This window comes from Anoxybacillus sp. B2M1 (assembly GCF_001634265.1).
GTDB lineage: Bacteria > Bacillota > Bacilli > Bacillales > Anoxybacillaceae > Anoxybacteroides > Anoxybacteroides rupiense.
Genome location: NZ_CP015435.1, coordinates 2,009,768 through 2,025,000, shown reverse-complemented (window position 1 = coordinate 2,025,000; position 15,233 = coordinate 2,009,768). Strand labels below are relative to the sequence as shown.

Sequence of the window (15,233 nt, the reverse complement as noted above, 5' to 3'; positions counted from 1 at the left end):
AGGCGCGCGGGGGTTCGAATCCCTCCTCCTCCGCCATCAATATTAATAAGCTAATGATCATCGCGGGGTGGAGCAGCCTGGTAGCTCGTCGGGCTCATAACCCGAAGGTCGCAGGTTCAAATCCTGCCCCCGCAACCAAACAAAATGGTCCCGTAGTGTAGTGGTTAACATGCCTGCCTGTCACGCAGGAGATCGCGGGTTCGAGTCCCGTCGGGACCGCCATAAATGCGTATGGCTCGGTAGCTCAGTCGGTAGAGCAAAGGACTGAAAATCCTTGTGTCGGCGGTTCGATTCCGTCCCGAGCCACCATTTTTGTGTGAATGTTTGTAAATAAAGCGAATGAGTTGCTGAGAAAAGTGCTGTCTTTGGTGAATAATTTAGAAGAATAGCGCAAAAAAGCTTATGTCATGGCTGATTTTTCATAGAAATAAGCCGGCCTACCTCAATTGGTAGAGACGAGCGAAGCATCGGTGAAATGACTGCGAGTTGCCTCGACGCATTGGACATCTTGAAATATCTTGAAGAGGAAGAGGCACAGGACACATGTGCTTTTATGGTTAGTTCTATGGATGAAGCCGACTTAGCTCAATTGGTAGAGCAACTGAATCGTAATCAGTAGGTTGCGGGTTCAAGTCCTGCAGTCGGCATTTTAACTTTTTTGAGTAATGGAGGGGTAGCGAAGTGGCCAAACGCGGCGGACTGTAAATCCGCTCCCTGTGGGTTCGGCGGTTCGAATCCGTCCCCCTCCACCAGTTAGGGGCATAGTTTAATGGTAGAACAGAGGTCTCCAAAACCTCCGGTGTGGGTTCGATTCCTACTGCCCCTGCCATTTTACAGCATGGCGGCTATGGCGAAGTGGTTAACGCACCAGATTGTGGCTCTGGCATTCGTGGGTTCGATTCCCACTAGTCGCCCCTTTTGAATATGAAGAGGATTGGGGTATAGCCAAGCGGTAAGGCAACGGACTTTGACTCCGTGATGCGTTGGTTCGAATCCAGCTACCCCAGCCAAATGCGGAAGTAGTTCAGTGGTAGAACACCACCTTGCCAAGGTGGGGGTCGCGGGTTCGAGTCCCGTCTTCCGCTTTGATGGCGGCATAGCCAAGTGGTAAGGCAGAGGTCTGCAAAACCTTTACCCCCGGTTCGAATCCGGGTGCCGCCTTTATCAAATGTAATGAATATAATTGTTGCTGTTTAATTAGTTGACTAATAGTTTGTTTTGTGGTATAATATATCATGTTCTGATGTTTGTGATTTGCCGATGTGGCGGAATTGGCAGACGCGCACGACTCAAAATCGTGTTCCCGTGAGGGAGTGTGGGTTCGACTCCCACCATCGGCACCATTTATTTTAACAGGGATGACCTGTTTTTTATTTTAAATTTGCTTCGACAAAATTTTACTTTCTTTGCTTCAAAAAATTACAATTTTGTTTAGCTGTGGCTGCTATGATAGTATATACACGGGTGTAGTTTAGTGGTAAAGCCTCAGCCACGAGCGATACATCATTGAATAGGCGACGAGTTGCCTCGAGACGCACAAAGCATCTTAGAATGAGCTGGTAGAGGAAGAGACATGGTATATCGGGATATTAGAAATTTGTGATAAAAGATTTGATAATCGTGCGGGTGTAGTTTAATGGTAAAACCTCAGCCTTCCAAGCTGATGTCGTGGGTTCGATTCCCATCACCCGCTCCATTTATACATACATAGGGGACAACGCAGTGTTTCGTTTCTTAGGAGAACGGGGCATTGCGTTTTTTGTTTTTACATGCACGTTTATTGTATGATTTTCATTGTCGATTCTCCTCCATGAATCTGTGTGAACATGCTTTGAATGGAGCTAATCATTTTTGCACACTCGGTTTGCTCCATTGCTGGAGATAAGTATACGATTTGTATGGCTTGTTTGGTACTGTATGTAACGGCCGTGCGTTCAGAATCTACAATAGGGCTTCCAAATGGACCAAGCTCATCTTTGGCAATCAGTTTTTTAGCAAATTGAACATGGCGGCCATTGATCGCCTGATATTGATCTTCCTCTGTACCGACTTCAATCGAAATATCTCCCTTTATTTGGTCGGCGTCATAAATTCCGATCGGTATTTTATAATAAAGGGAAAAGAAGTTATTGATGTCGGCAGCTGAGTGAATGGAAGGAATAAATTGCTGTTTTTGTATACGCCGATATAAGCTTTCTGAAGAAGGACGATATCGACTTGGATCAGTTCCAATGGCTTTAAAAATTTGCCGCCATTCATTGATTTCTTTCATTTCAATAATAGGCTTCTCGTGCCATTCAAAATAAATGGATTCTTGAAAAAGCTGCAATCTTCCCTTCAACATTTGCGGAGAATCGTCTACTACGATATTGTTGTAAGTGATGACTCCTACTTTGAAGGTTGGAATGATATGCTTGAGTGTTTGTGATATATTGATGTTCATATGTTCACCTCTAGTTTTTAATTTCATTTTACCATGAATTTAATATTTTAGCGAAAGGAGGGATTAGCATGGATGTGAAAAAATTGAAAGAAGATATTATTCAATACAGCCAAACCATCGGAATTGATAAAATTGGCTTTGCAAGTGCTGATCCGTTTGTGGAACTAAAGGAACGCCTTCGTCTTCAGCAACAGCTTGGATATCAATCAGGATTTGAGGAGCCGGATATTGAAAAAAGAACCGATCCCGCTCTGCTGTTGGATGAAGCGAAATCCATTATTTCTATCGCGCTTGCTTATCCTTCGAAAATGAAAAATGCGCCTCGAAGCACAAAAGAGGAAAAACGCGGAATTTTTTGCAGGGCGTCGTGGGGAACGGATTATCATATTATTTTGCAAGAGCGTCTGTTAAAGCTAAAGGAGTTTATTTTAGAAAGAGTGCCAAATGCAAAGGTTAAATCAATGGTAGATACGGGAGAATTAGCGGATCGGGCTGTGGCTGAGAGAGCCGGGATCGGTTGGAGCGGCAAAAACTGTGCGATTATTACTCCAGAGTTTGGATCATATGTGTATTTAGGAGAAATGATCACGAATATACCGTTTCCTCCAGATAATCCTATAGAAAATCGGTGTGGTTCATGTACAAAATGCATCGATGCTTGCCCGACAGGAGCGCTTGTCCAAGGGGGACAGCTCAACGCTCAACGGTGCATTGCTTTTTTAACACAGACAAAAGGTTTTATCGCAGATGAATTTCGTGAAAAAATTGGCAACCGTTTATACGGATGTGATACTTGCCAAACAGTGTGCCCAGAAAACAAAGGAAAGGACTTTCATTTTCACGAAGAAATGGAACCGGATCCAGAGGTGGTGAAGCCATTACTTAAGCCACTTCTCCATATGACGAATCGAGAGTTTAGAGAAAAATTTGGGACTCTTTCGGGTGCATGGAGGGGGAAAAAGCCGATTCAAAGAAATGCTATTTTGGCATTAGCTCATTTTCAAGATCGGACAGCCATTCCGGATTTGTTAAAATTGCTAAAGGAAGATAGTCGGCCAGTCATCCGGGGAACAGCAGCTTGGGCATTAGGGAAAATTGGTGATGAAAATGTTGTGCCCATTTTAGAAGAGGCCTTACAAATTGAAAAAGATGAAGAAGTATTGCGAGAAATAAAAAAAGGCTTGCAGTTGTTGATGAATAGAAGGAAAGATGGAAAAAATCAGCCGACCATCACATAATGTAAAATAAAAAAGAAAAAGTGGTGGGCAATGTGAAAAAAGAGTTAGAAGAGCTGCTTAGAAAACGGGCACAATCCTTTGTTTCATTATCGAGATGCAAAGACGATCCAATGATTGAAAGAAAACTGCAATTATTCCAGAAACGGGATGCGGAAATCGTAAAATGTAGCATAAAGGGAACGGTTTGGCGAAAACAGAAGCTCAGGGAGAAGATCGATCTTGATTATATCGTGCATTATCAATTTTTAGTAAAGCAACGTGAATGGATGTATATAGAGGAAATGACAGAGCCAAGGCGCGCTTGTTTTGAGCAAAAACAATTAGTGGAAGATCATAAGCTGACGATTTTAGATAGAATAGAGCCTGAACATACAGTTGAACGAATGGCAAAAGGAGAAAAAAAGGCTTATGTATATGATCGAATCAAGGCTGTTCAATATGCAGAAACATGGTGGAACAGCTATAATCCCCGTTTCCCTAAATTTTCCGTTGATTGTACAAATTTTGTTTCTCAATGCTTGTACGCGGGAGGAATGCCAATGGTTGGCTATCCGGAGCGCGGCAAGGGATGGTGGATGCAAAATAACAATTGGAGCTATAGCTGGACCGTCGCTCATGCCTTTCGGTGGTATTTGGGAGGAGCTCATACCGGGTGGAACGCAGTAGAGGTTACCTCTCCAGAGCAGTTGTTGCCTGGCGATATTATTTGTTATGATTTTCAAGGAGACGGACGTTTTGACCACTCGACGATTGTAGTCGCGAAAGACCAAAAAGGCATGCCGCTCGTAAATGCTCATACAACGAATAGCCGGATGAGATATTGGTCGTATGAAGATTCGAGTGCCTACACTCCAAGCATTCAGTATAAATTTTTTCATATTGAGGATAAGGGATAGTATAATAAAACGAGAAAGATCAAACCTGAGGTGAGTAAACGTGGCTTTACATGTAGTATTGTATCAACCAGAAATTCCAGCGAATACTGGAAATATTGCACGTACATGTGCAGCAACGGACACAGTATTGCATTTGATCCGGCCGTTAGGATTTTCTACGGATGATAAAATGTTAAAGCGGGCAGGATTGGATTATTGGGAGTATGTCAATATTTTTTACTATGACTCGTTACAAGAGTTATTTGATCAGTATCAAGATGGGGAGTTTTATTTTATTACAAAATTTGGTCAAAAGCATTACGATTCTTTTGATTTTAGCGATCGCGAAAAGGACTATTTCTTTGTATTTGGACGTGAAACAAGCGGTCTTCCAAAAGAATTGATTGAAAACAATATGGATCGTTGCTTGCGCATCCCGATGAACGATAAAGTTCGTTCATTAAACTTATCCAATACGGCTGCCATTCTGGTGTATGAAGCCCTCAGGCAGCAAGGATTTAAAGGCTTATATTAACAAAAAACGACCTTCATGAGGAGGTCGTTTTTTATTGTTTAGTTTTTTACACTTGGCTTGTCGTCATATCCAGCTGTAAAAATGGCAGATAAAAAGGCAATGATGACCCCGAGCACGAGTAATGTTCTCATCGTGAATTTCCTCCTTATGTGATAAATAGTCGCTTCTCCTTACTATTATAGCCCATGGGACAAGTATTGTTTAGAGGAACAAGTAAATTTTTGTTTTATAGTGAATGATCAAGGACATCCTCGCATACATTGTAATAATCTCGTTGTTAGTCATCAAGTATTAAGGAGGTTCTTTATGGATATTTTAAAAAAAATCGAAAGATACAGGGAAGATGAGCAACGATTAAAGTGGGAAGGAACCTTCGCCGAATATTTGCAGGTTTTAAAGGAAAAGCCATGGGTTGCCCAGTCCGCTCATTCGCGTGTCTATAATATGATTAAAGATGCCGGGGTGGAGGAAGTAGATGGAAAAAAACGATACAATTTTTTTAGTGGGCAGTTGTTTGGCTTAGAAGAAGCACTTGAGCGCCTAGTAGAAGAATATTTTCACCCTGCCGCGAAACGATTGGATGTTCGGAAGCGTATTTTGTTATTGATGGGACCGGTCGGCGGAGGGAAGTCAACACTTGTTACGATGTTAAAGAGGGGATTGGAAGCTTATTCACTAACAGAACGAGGGGCTGTATACGCCATTAAAGGCTGCCCAATGCATGAGGACCCGCTCCATCTTATCCCCCATCACCTGCGTGATGATTTTTACAAAGAGTATGGAATACGGATTGAAGGAGAGCTTTCGCCACTTAACATGATGAGAGTGGAAAAAGAATATGGCGGTCGAATTGAAGATGTAATGGTCGAAAGAATTTTCTTTTCAGAAAATAAGCGCGTCGGAATTGGTACATTTAGTCCATCCGATCCTAAATCACAAGATATTGCCGATTTAACAGGAAGCATTGATTTTTCAACGATTGCTCAGTATGGTTCAGAGTCTGATCCTCGCGCCTATCGATTTGATGGTGAATTGAACAAAGCGAATCGCGGAATGATGGAATTTCAAGAAATGCTAAAGTGTGATGAAAAATTTTTATGGCATTTGCTTTCACTAACACAAGAAGGAAATTTCAAAGCTGGCAGATTCGCATTAATTAGCGCAGATGAATTAATTGTCGCTCACACAAACGAAACGGAATACCGCTCTTTTATCTCTAACAAAAAGAATGAGGCGCTTCATTCACGGATTATTGTGATGCCGATTCCATATAATTTAAAGGTGTCTGAGGAAGAACGAATTTATGAGAAAATGATTCGGGAAAGCGATGTTGCAGATGTGCATATTGCACCGCACACACTTCGTGTCGCAGCCATGTTTACGATTCTGACGAGATTGAAGGAGCCAAAGCGTCCAGATATTGATTTGCTGAAGAAAATGCGTTTATATGACGGTGAAACCGTAGAAGGGTTTAATGAAGTCGATGTAGAGGAATTGAAGAAGGAATATACCGATGAAGGAATGAGCGGAATTGATCCGCGTTATGTGATTAACCGTATTTCTTCATGCATTATTCGCAAGGAAGTGCCATCCATTAATGCATTAGATGTGCTTCGTTCATTAAAAGAAGGGCTGAACCAACATCCATCTATTTCAAAAGAAGATCGCGAGCGATATTTAAATTTCATTTCCTTGGCGCGAAAAGAGTATGATGAAATTGCAAAGCAAGAGGTGCAAAAAGCATTTGTCTACTCGTACGAAGAATCCGCTAAAACATTAATGGATAATTATCTAGACAATGTAGAAGCGTATTGCAATAAAACAAAATTGCGGGATCCGTTAACAGGAGAAGAAATGAATCCGGATGAAAAACTCATGCGTTCGATCGAGGAACAAATTGGCATTTCGGAAAATGCAAAGAAAGCATTTCGTGAAGAAATTTTAATTCGTATTTCAGCATATGCGCGAAAAGGGCAACGATTTGATTACAACTCCCATGAACGATTGCGGGAAGCGATTCAAAAGAAATTATTCGCTGATTTGAAGGACATCGTAAAAATTACAACATCCACAAAAACGCCGGATGAGCAACAACTTAAAAGAATTAACGAGGTGGTTGCCCGCCTTATCGATGAATATGGATATAATTCAACGTCTGCCAATGATTTGCTCCGTTATGTCGGAAGCCTATTGAATCGCTAGCATGCCTCAGCATCAGGCATGCTTTTTTCATCCATTGGGATTTTAGGCTTGTCTTACGGAGAAATGGGGACTAATTTTCTTAATTATTTGTCAATTATTTTTGGTTTTTGCATAGGATAGAGTAAACAACCGCCATTATTGTATGTTTGTAGACGCCAACACCAGTATATGATGAAAGGGTAAAAAATGTGATTAGGAGGGGAAACAATGAGTGGAAATTTTATTGTATCAAAAGAAGACTGGTCCCTCCATCGGAAAGGACATGATGATCAAAAAAGGCATCAAGAAAAGGTAAAAGAAGCGATAAAAAATAACTTAGCTGACTTAATTACTGAAGAAAGCATCATTATGTCAAATGGTCGCGATGTGATTAAAATTCCAATTCGTTCTTTAGATGAGTATAAAATTCGTTATAACTACGATAAAAATAAACATGTCGGCCAAGGAGATGGGGACAGTCAAGTAGGTGACGTGGTTGCTCGTGATGGTTCTGGAGAAGGACAAAAAGGACCAGGTAAGGGGCAAGGAGCTGGTGATCAAGCAGGAGACGATTACTATGAGGCCGAAGTTTCACTATTAGAGCTGCAAGAGGCTTTATTTAGCCAGTTAGAGCTTCCGGATCTAAAACGAAAGGAAGCAGATCAAAATACTGTTCAACACATTGAGTTTAACGACATTCGCCGAACCGGATTGATGGGAAATATTGATAAAAAACGAACGATGATGTCCGCATTTAAGCGAAATGCGATGAGCGGAAATCCAAGCTTTTATCCGATTTATCCGGAAGATTTAAAATTTAAAACATGGAATGAAGTCGTCAAGCCAGATTCGAAAGCGGTTGTTCTTGCGATGATGGACACGAGTGGCTCTATGGGTCTATGGGAAAAGTATATGGCTCGCAGCTTTTTCTTCTGGATGACACGGTTTTTGCGTACAAAATATGAAACGGTGGAAATTGCTTTTATCGCTCATCATACAGAAGCGAAGGTGGTAACAGAAGAGGAATTTTTCACAAAAGGGGAGAGCGGAGGAACCATTTGTTCATCAGCCTACAGAAAAGCGCTTGAATTGGTGGAAACGAAATATTCACCTTCGCGCTATAACATTTATCCGTTTCATTTCTCAGACGGAGACAATCTCACCTCCGATAACGCCCGATGTGTAAAGCTTGTGAATGAATTAATGAAGGTGTCCAATATGTTTGGATATGGAGAGGTGAACCAGTACAATCGACATTCGACTCTCATGTCTGCTTATAAAAACATTAAAGATGAGAAATTTCGTTACTATATTCTCAAGCAAAAATCGGATGTGTTTCACGCGATGACCACATTTTTTAGAAAAGAGGAAAATAAAACACTTGTATAGCCCTTGCGTGATGCAGGGGTTTTTTATCATATCAGAATTTATGATCTTGCCTTTTTTAAAAGAAGTGAGGCGCTGTCTAGCTTCAAGCGCCATCGGCTCGAATCGCTCCTCTCCGTATTGCGGCGGTTCCTTCATTCAGCGACGGCGCAGGACCAAACTTGGCTTGGTTCGAGCTCTCCTCAGTGGGGCTTGTACGATCTTCGCCAGTAGGTGGATGTTTTGCCCTTTTCTTACGAAGCAGGCCATCGAGGTGTTGCTAGCTCCTCTCTCTCGATGATATGATAAACTCATATAGTAATAATTGGAATAGTGAGGATGATCATACATAGATGTTTATTTAAGAAGATGGCGTGGCCTGAATTCGCAGCAGAAGCCAGACCTGTAAAGATTGATCAATATGGGGAATGAAACGACAAAAGGATAAATGCAGAGAAGAAAGAGAGGGAATGGATCATGTCAAATTGGAAAGAAGAGATCGTATCATGGGGAAAGGCGGTTGGAATTGCCGTTATTATTGTAGTCGTAGTTAGAAATCTAATTTTTGCTCCTTATATTGTGAAAGGGGAGTCCATGCTGCCGACTCTGCAAAATGATAATCGCCTGATCGTGAGCAAGTTCAGCAAATGGGAGGGATACAAGCACTTTGATATCATTGTATTCAATGCTCCTGATTCAAAAGAAAAGTATATCAAAAGAATTATCGGCTTACCCGGAGATACCGTTGAAATGAAGCATGATACTTTATACATTAATGGTAAAGCCTATAATGAACCATATTTAAAAACATGGAAGGAGAAAAATGAGACGGAAGGCCTTGTGACAGGAGATTTTACTTTGCAGGAAATTACAAATAAAAAAGTCATTCCAAAAGGGTACGTTTTTGTGTTAGGGGATAACCGTTTAGTCAGCAAGGATAGCCGTTATTTTGGACTTGTGCCAATGAAGGATATTGTAGGTAAGGCTGTATTACGGATATGGCCAGTGGATGAGGCAGGATTAGTGAAATAAAGCAACTGTTTTTATACCTTTTAACATAATCCATCGAGGAGTCTCCCACTTCTTAACGGAGTGGAAGTGGGGCGGTTCATTAAAGATCATTTCTTTTATTTTCAAACTTATATAAATAACCCTCCCATCGTTTTTCGTTTTAAGCATTTGCGGGCGATCGCCGCGAATGCTTTTTTGTGTAAATAGGATCCTGTAAGATAAAGCGCTCCTGTCTTATCAGTCTGACATAAAGAATGGGTTAGTGAAACGCTAGGAAAGTGAAAGATTCAAGCTCCTCCCTCAGAAGGAAGCCATTTTATTAAGAAAAAATTAAGAAATGATTTGCATAATAGGACTAGCCAATTTAAATAGTTTCAATAAGGAGGAGTCTGTATTGAAAAAATGGATAGTTATATTCATTGTTGCCATTGTGGTGATTGGCGGAGGTGTTTGGATTTGGTCAACGGGCAAAAAGATACTGTTGTAGCGCAAACACCTACAGCCTCTGTGCAAAAAGGAAAGTTGGAAGTGAAGGTAAGTGGCAATGGAACGATCCAGCCTGTTACAAGCGAAGATCTCAAAGCAAAAGCCAACAAGGAAGTAGACGAAGTCCTTGTTTCTGAAGGCGAGAAAGTGACAGAAGGGCAAGAGCTGATAACTTTTACAGATGGCAGCGATCCAATTACGGCGCCGGCAGCTGGAACGGTGACATCAGTAGCAGTAGAGCCAGGACAGCGAGTAACAATAGGTCAAGTTGTTGCTCATCTTACTAATTATGATGATTTACAAGTGACGGTACAAATCGATGAATTAGATATTCCGAAAATAAAAGCAGGCCAGACCGCAAGCGTGAAAATCAATGCATTTCCCAATACAACATACAGCGGCAAGGTGACCTCTATTGCAAATGAGGGAACCATCTCTAATGGTGTTTCAACATTTGATGTGACAGTGCATCTTGATAAATCAACCAATGTGAAGGTTGGCATGACAGCAGAAGCAAGTATTTTAGTAGAAAGCAAGGATAATGTGTTATACGTGCCGATTGAAGCTGTTAATACGATCAATGGACAAAAGTTTGTTGTTGTCACTGACCCATCTTCTTCGGAAAATGGCGAAGCTACTAGACGACAGATCATAAAAACAGGGATCAATAATGAAGATTACGTAGAAATCACTGAAGGATTAGAAGAGGGAGAGATTGTTCAATTGCCGAGAACGGCAGTTACAAGCTCAAATATGAATAACAGAATGGAGTTTGGCGGAATGATGAACCGTATGCCGCGAATGAATGGGGCAGGCGGTATGGGTGGAAGAAGCTACCGAGGAGGGGAGTAGGCAAATGGCCAAGCCAATTATTGAAATACAAAATATGACGAAAACATACCGCCTAGGCGGTGAGGTGGTCCAAGCCTTACAAGGAATTTCTTTGCAGATTCACAGTGGCGATTTCCTGGCGATTGTTGGACCCTCTGGTTCAGGAAAGTCGACTTTTATGAATATGATCGGATGCCTGGATCGACCAGATGCTGGCAGCTATTTTCTTGATGGAAAAGAAATTGCCAGATTGAATGACAATGAACTAGCAGCCATTCGAAATGAGAAAATCGGTTTTATTTTTCAAAATTTTTTCTTATTGCCGCGCCTAACTGCGCTGGAAAATGTCGAACTCCCTCTATTGTATAGAGGAATGAAAATAAAAGAAAGGCAGCAAATAGCGCAAGAATGCCTTAAAAAAGTCGGATTAATAGAACGTGCTCATCATTTGCCAAGCCAACTATCAGGCGGGCAACAGCAGCGTGTGGCAATCGCGCGAGCGCTTGTGGGCAATCCTCCTATTTTGCTGGCAGATGAGCCGACGGGAGCACTTGATAGTAAAACGAGTCAAGAGATTATTAACATTATGAAAGGACTAAATGAACAAGGGCATACGATTATTATCATTACCCATGATTGGGAAGTGGCCAAACAGGCGAAGCGCATCGTACGTATTCAAGATGGTCGTTTATTTGAAAGCAGAGGTGATTTCATTGAGGCTTCTTCAGTCGATTAAAATGGCGATGCGCAGCATTCGCGGCAATAAGCTACGTTCTTTTTTAACAATGCTCGGAATTATTATTGGCGTGTCTTCTGTCATTGTTTTAATTTCGATTGGCCAAGGATCAAGTAAAGCTGTAGCAGAGCAAATTAATCAATTAGGAACCAATTTATTAACGGTCAATGTGATGAATTTAGATATTGTAAAACTGACGGTAGAAGATACCGAAAAATTTCGTAAACTGGACGGGGTGAAGGAGATCGCTCCAGTTGTATCAGGGCGTGTAAGTGTTAAAAATGGCACGACCGCTACGCAAGTATCGTTGATCGGGACGACTGCTTCCTACCAGACTGTGCGAGAGGCTCAAGTTAGCCAAGGGCGCTTTTTGTCAGATATCGATGCAGAATATCGCCAAAAAATAGCTGTTTTAGGAGCTAATACTGCGCAAACGCTGTTTGGAATGGAAAATCCGGTCGGAAAATATATTCAGGTGGATGGAATATCTTTTAAAGTAGTAGGGGTGCTTGCATCCAAAGGAGGTTCCATGGGACAAAGCGGCGATGATGTTATTTTGCTGCCGCTTTCAACGGCACAGCGCATCACGAAGAATACCAATGTGCAAACCATGTATATTCAAGCAAAAAGTGCTGAACAATTAAACTGGATAATGGCAGAAATCGAACGAACTTTGATGCGCATGTTCCCAAACCATCAAGATAGCTATAGTGTTTTTAATCAGCAAGATTTAATGGATACAATGAGTTCGGTGACAAATACGATGACCATGATGCTTGGAGGAATTGCAGGTATTTCACTTTTAGTCGGCGGAATCGGCATTATGAATATTATGCTCGTATCCGTTTCAGAACGAACGAAAGAGATTGGAATTCGTAAAGCCATTGGTGCCAAACGGAGAGATATTTTACTGCAATTTTTAATTGAGGCCGCTGTGTTAAGTGCTTTCGGAGGAATAATCGGCATTGGACTTGGTTTAGGAATTGGCCAAATACTCTCTGTGACGCTGAAGTTATCTGTGTCCTATTCTGTGTCTGTCGTGCTCATTGCATTCTTGTTCTCGTTAATTATTTGCGGGAGATAGAGAAAGGATTCATCAGCTGATTGTGATTTTATTAGATAATGCCATGAAATATACAAAGGAAGGAGGAAAAATCCATCTTTCCTGCCATCAAAGCGCATCTTCTATTATACTAAAAGTACAGGATAATGGAATCGGTATTGCAGAAGAGGACATTCCGAAAATTTTTGATCGCTTCTACCAAAGCGATAAAGCTCGCGCCGCATCAGATGGAGCAGGTTTGGGGCTTTCCATTGCGAAATGGATTATCGACCAGCATTATGGGAAGGTGAAAGTGAAAAGTAAGCTAGGTGAAGGGACCTGTTTTGAAATTACCTTTCCTAAAAATCAAAAAATTTAACAGATCCACCGAGAAATCCCCCACCTTCCCATTGCCAAATCAAGCGAATTAATTCGTTTGGGAAGTATCCAGTTTTTGAATCGTCTCTAGCATTGCAAAAATAGGTTCCAGTACTTCTTGGTTACGCGGTGTCTGGATATTAACAATCATTGGAACGTTTCCTTTGATCCAAAGCACATTTACGGCCGTATCGTTTGTATAAGCTTTGTACCAGACCGCTTGATGAAGCATTCCTTGCAGGTTATTGGTTTCTTGCTGGACAGCGTCGGAGGTCACTGCCTTGGCTTGATCTTCGACCATTTTGGCATAGTCCGTTTCGTTGTCGTCTGGCTGCACTAGGCGGATTCTGACAAATGAACGATCTTTTAGGAGAACATCAGAATTCGGTTCTTCTGCTTCAAGCTTCCAGTTCCCTAAAACATAAAGAGAGAAGGATTGGTTTTCACTTGTTTCTAATTTTCCTGTTTCTTCATATGTTTTTCCATCTTTAGTATAAGATAGCTTTTTCTTAGTGGGAGGTTTGGCCTCTGTTTGAGATGCATTGTCCGTATTCGGGCTGTCAGTGCCTATGTTATGATGATCTGTCGAATTGTTATTATTCGTGCTGACGCTGCTGTCTTTGTTGCTGTTGTCTGTGCTACTGTTGTCTTGAGTGCTGGCAGTGTTAGCGTTTGGAGTTGTTGCCGTTTTTTCAGTTTCCTGCTTTGTGCCACAACCAGCTAGAAGAACAGTTCCTGCTACAAACAGTGTCAATATTTTGTATAGTGATTTCATAAAAAGCCCTCCTTAAATAAATGGAAGAATATCATTATTATATCATATGAAGAGTACGAATTATCCATTATTTTACTAAAAATGTGCCGCAATATGCGAAATAGAGGCTTTCTGCCTATTTTTTTACTATAACCTTTTAACATCATCCATCGAGAAGCTCCTCATCTCTTAACGAAGTGTAGGTGGAGGGGGCGCTAGAAAATGGATGAAAATAGAAGTTCAAATGACGCTTATTACCTTAACGCTAATCGCTTTCTGAAAAATGGATAGAAAATCATTTAGAATCAAACTACTTTGTTGCTTGTTCTCCCACAAGCAGAGCATGGATATTCTTGATTTTGAATGAATCCTGTGAAAAGGATGGATTATTCATCATTCTATCACAATCATAAGCTACATGGCATGATTGTATTTGTATGATAGAATTTGGCCGGTTTTGCGATGGTCTGGGCGCGGGCGGTCGAGCAGCGCTGCTTTCAGATCTTTATCTTATCTTCTTGTGACGAAAAGGCAAGTCGTAGATTTGTCTCCGACCATCGAAGAAAATAGAATTCTGCTTTTGGATGGGCCGTCTATTCCCTTTTTTCGCGGGGCCTCGATCATTCGCAAATGGGGCCAATTGCTAAAGTCATTCATCACTTATATAGAAAAGCTAATGTTTTAACATATAGCGGTTAATAGGCCGGCCGACTCCGCCATATTGAATATCGATTTGCACTTTTTGTTGCTTTTCTAGATATTCTAAATAACGCCGGGCAGTGACGCGGGCAATTCCGACTCCCTCAGCTACCTCTTCTGCTGAAACAGGGATTGCCTGTTGCTGAAGGTAATTGATGATTTTTTGAAGTGTAATCTCATTCAATCCTTTTGGAAGTCCGCCGTTTCTTTCGATCTGCGGCATTTGCAAAAGCCCGTCCAATTCTTGCTGTGTTAATGTGGTTTTAATAGTCAGCTTCTGTCGAAAAGTATGATAGTTTTCCAATGCCTGTTTTAATCGTTCAAATTTGAATGGCTTCATAATATAATCAAATGCGCCGTTTTGCAGTACACGTCTTACCGTCTCTATATCGCTGGCAGCGGTAATGGCAATGACATCAACGGCGTGCCCCTCTGTTCGAATCTGCTGCAATGTTTCCAGTCCATCTTGGTGCGGCATATAAATATCAACGATGACTAAATCAGGATGAAGACGGCGCACCATTTCGATTCCTTGGATTCCATTTGAGGATATACCGATCACTTTAAAGTGCGGAACTTGCTCAATAAATTGTCGATTGACTTCTTGCACCATCGGGTCATCTTCGATTAATAGCACTTTGTACATTCTTTATTTTCCC

At 41.4% G+C, this 15,233-nt stretch carries 12 protein-coding genes, 13 tRNA genes and 1 pseudogene (1 of these 26 cut by a window edge); 23 read left to right on the top strand and 3 right to left on the bottom strand.

What is annotated here, in order from left to right; translation table 11 throughout:
* From GFC28_RS09820 to GFC28_RS09760, 13 genes are all read left to right on the top strand, one after another.
* A tRNA-Ser gene (locus GFC28_RS09820) sits at window positions 1–36 on the top strand (it extends 57 nt beyond the left edge of the window).
* Between the two features lie 25 nt (window positions 37–61).
* Window positions 62–138, top strand: a tRNA-Met gene (locus GFC28_RS09815).
* Between the two features lie 8 nt (window positions 139–146).
* Window positions 147–222 (top strand) — tRNA-Asp (locus GFC28_RS09810).
* Between the two features lie 11 nt (window positions 223–233).
* A tRNA-Phe gene (locus GFC28_RS09805) sits at window positions 234–309 on the top strand.
* 265 nt (window positions 310–574) lie between these two features.
* Window positions 575–647 (top strand) — tRNA-Thr (locus GFC28_RS09800).
* Window positions 648–667: 20 nt separating this feature from the next.
* Window positions 668–752 (top strand) — tRNA-Tyr (locus tag GFC28_RS09795).
* Window positions 753–755: 3 nt separating this feature from the next.
* A tRNA-Trp gene (locus GFC28_RS09790) sits at window positions 756–829 on the top strand.
* A 12-nt stretch (window positions 830–841) separates the two neighbouring features.
* Window positions 842–914 (top strand) — tRNA-His (locus GFC28_RS09785).
* Window positions 915–935: 21 nt separating this feature from the next.
* Window positions 936–1,010: transfer RNA gene (locus tag GFC28_RS09780), tRNA-Gln, on the top strand.
* A 3-nt stretch (window positions 1,011–1,013) separates the two neighbouring features.
* Window positions 1,014–1,085, top strand: a tRNA-Gly gene (locus tag GFC28_RS09775).
* Between the two features lie 5 nt (window positions 1,086–1,090).
* Window positions 1,091–1,161: transfer RNA gene (locus GFC28_RS09770), tRNA-Cys, on the top strand.
* A 95-nt stretch (window positions 1,162–1,256) separates the two neighbouring features.
* A tRNA-Leu gene (locus GFC28_RS09765) sits at window positions 1,257–1,343 on the top strand.
* A 279-nt stretch (window positions 1,344–1,622) separates the two neighbouring features.
* Window positions 1,623–1,696, top strand: a tRNA-Gly gene (locus tag GFC28_RS09760).
* Window positions 1,697–1,777: 81 nt separating this feature from the next.
* Here GFC28_RS09760 and GFC28_RS09755 read toward each other — a convergent pair.
* A complete protein-coding gene (locus tag GFC28_RS09755) occupies window positions 1,778–2,443 on the bottom strand; it encodes a B3/B4 domain-containing protein (RefSeq protein ID WP_044745208.1) in 666 nt (221 codons plus the stop codon).
* 68 nt (window positions 2,444–2,511) lie between these two features.
* On the opposite strand from GFC28_RS09755, the gene queG reads away from it, so the two are divergent.
* From queG to GFC28_RS09705, 10 genes and pseudogenes are all read left to right on the top strand, one after another.
* Window positions 2,512–3,681 carry a tRNA epoxyqueuosine(34) reductase QueG gene (gene queG / locus GFC28_RS09750; RefSeq protein ID WP_044745209.1) on the top strand — a complete coding sequence of 390 codons (1,170 nt, stop codon included), beginning with the start codon at window positions 2,512–2,514 and terminating at the stop codon, window positions 3,679–3,681.
* 32 nt (window positions 3,682–3,713) lie between these two features.
* Window positions 3,714–4,577, top strand: coding sequence for an amidase domain-containing protein (locus GFC28_RS09745; protein WP_044745210.1), 864 nt, complete (start codon window positions 3,714–3,716; stop codon window positions 4,575–4,577).
* Between the two features lie 40 nt (window positions 4,578–4,617).
* Window positions 4,618–5,091 carry a tRNA (uridine(34)/cytosine(34)/5-carboxymethylaminomethyluridine(34)-2'-O)-methyltransferase TrmL gene (gene trmL, locus GFC28_RS09740; protein WP_044745211.1) on the top strand — a complete coding sequence of 158 codons (474 nt, stop codon included), beginning with the start codon at window positions 4,618–4,620 and terminating at the stop codon, window positions 5,089–5,091.
* Between the two features lie 306 nt (window positions 5,092–5,397).
* On the top strand, window positions 5,398–7,293 hold the full coding sequence (locus GFC28_RS09735; protein ID WP_044745212.1) for a PrkA family serine protein kinase: 1,896 nt from the start codon (window positions 5,398–5,400) through the stop codon (window positions 7,291–7,293).
* Window positions 7,294–7,500: 207 nt separating this feature from the next.
* Window positions 7,501–8,661, top strand: coding sequence for a sporulation protein YhbH (yhbH, locus tag GFC28_RS09730; RefSeq protein ID WP_044745213.1), 1,161 nt, complete (start codon window positions 7,501–7,503; stop codon window positions 8,659–8,661).
* A 453-nt stretch (window positions 8,662–9,114) separates the two neighbouring features.
* Complete coding sequence (lepB, locus tag GFC28_RS09725) at window positions 9,115–9,669, top strand: signal peptidase I (RefSeq protein WP_044745214.1); 555 nt, start codon at window positions 9,115–9,117, stop codon at window positions 9,667–9,669.
* Window positions 9,670–10,104: 435 nt separating this feature from the next.
* The gene (locus GFC28_RS09720) at window positions 10,105–10,986 is read left to right on the top strand and encodes an efflux RND transporter periplasmic adaptor subunit (RefSeq protein WP_052661010.1); all 882 of its coding nucleotides are present in this window, start codon (window positions 10,105–10,107) and stop codon (window positions 10,984–10,986) included.
* Between the two features lie 4 nt (window positions 10,987–10,990).
* Entirely contained in the window at window positions 10,991–11,701 is a 711-nt protein-coding gene (locus GFC28_RS09715; RefSeq protein ID WP_044745215.1) for an ABC transporter ATP-binding protein, read from the top strand.
* Entirely contained in the window at window positions 11,679–12,785 is a 1,107-nt protein-coding gene (locus GFC28_RS09710) for an ABC transporter permease (RefSeq protein WP_304439426.1), read from the top strand. Before GFC28_RS09715 ends, GFC28_RS09710 begins: the two co-directional genes overlap by 23 nt.
* Window positions 12,772–13,122 (top strand): annotated as a pseudogene (locus GFC28_RS09705) (sensor histidine kinase); the annotation flags it as partial. The gene GFC28_RS09710 and the pseudogene GFC28_RS09705, both read left to right, overlap by 14 nt.
* A 48-nt stretch (window positions 13,123–13,170) precedes the next feature.
* Here GFC28_RS09705 and GFC28_RS09700 read toward each other — a convergent pair.
* Window positions 13,171–13,896 carry a hypothetical protein gene (locus GFC28_RS09700; protein WP_044745218.1) on the bottom strand — a complete coding sequence of 242 codons (726 nt, stop codon included), beginning with the start codon at window positions 13,894–13,896 and terminating at the stop codon, window positions 13,171–13,173.
* 652 nt (window positions 13,897–14,548) lie between these two features.
* Window positions 14,549–15,220 (bottom strand): response regulator, encoded by a 672-nt coding sequence (locus GFC28_RS09695; RefSeq protein WP_044745219.1) that lies wholly within the window; start codon window positions 15,218–15,220, stop codon window positions 14,549–14,551.
* Between the last annotated feature and the right edge of the window lie 13 nt (window positions 15,221–15,233).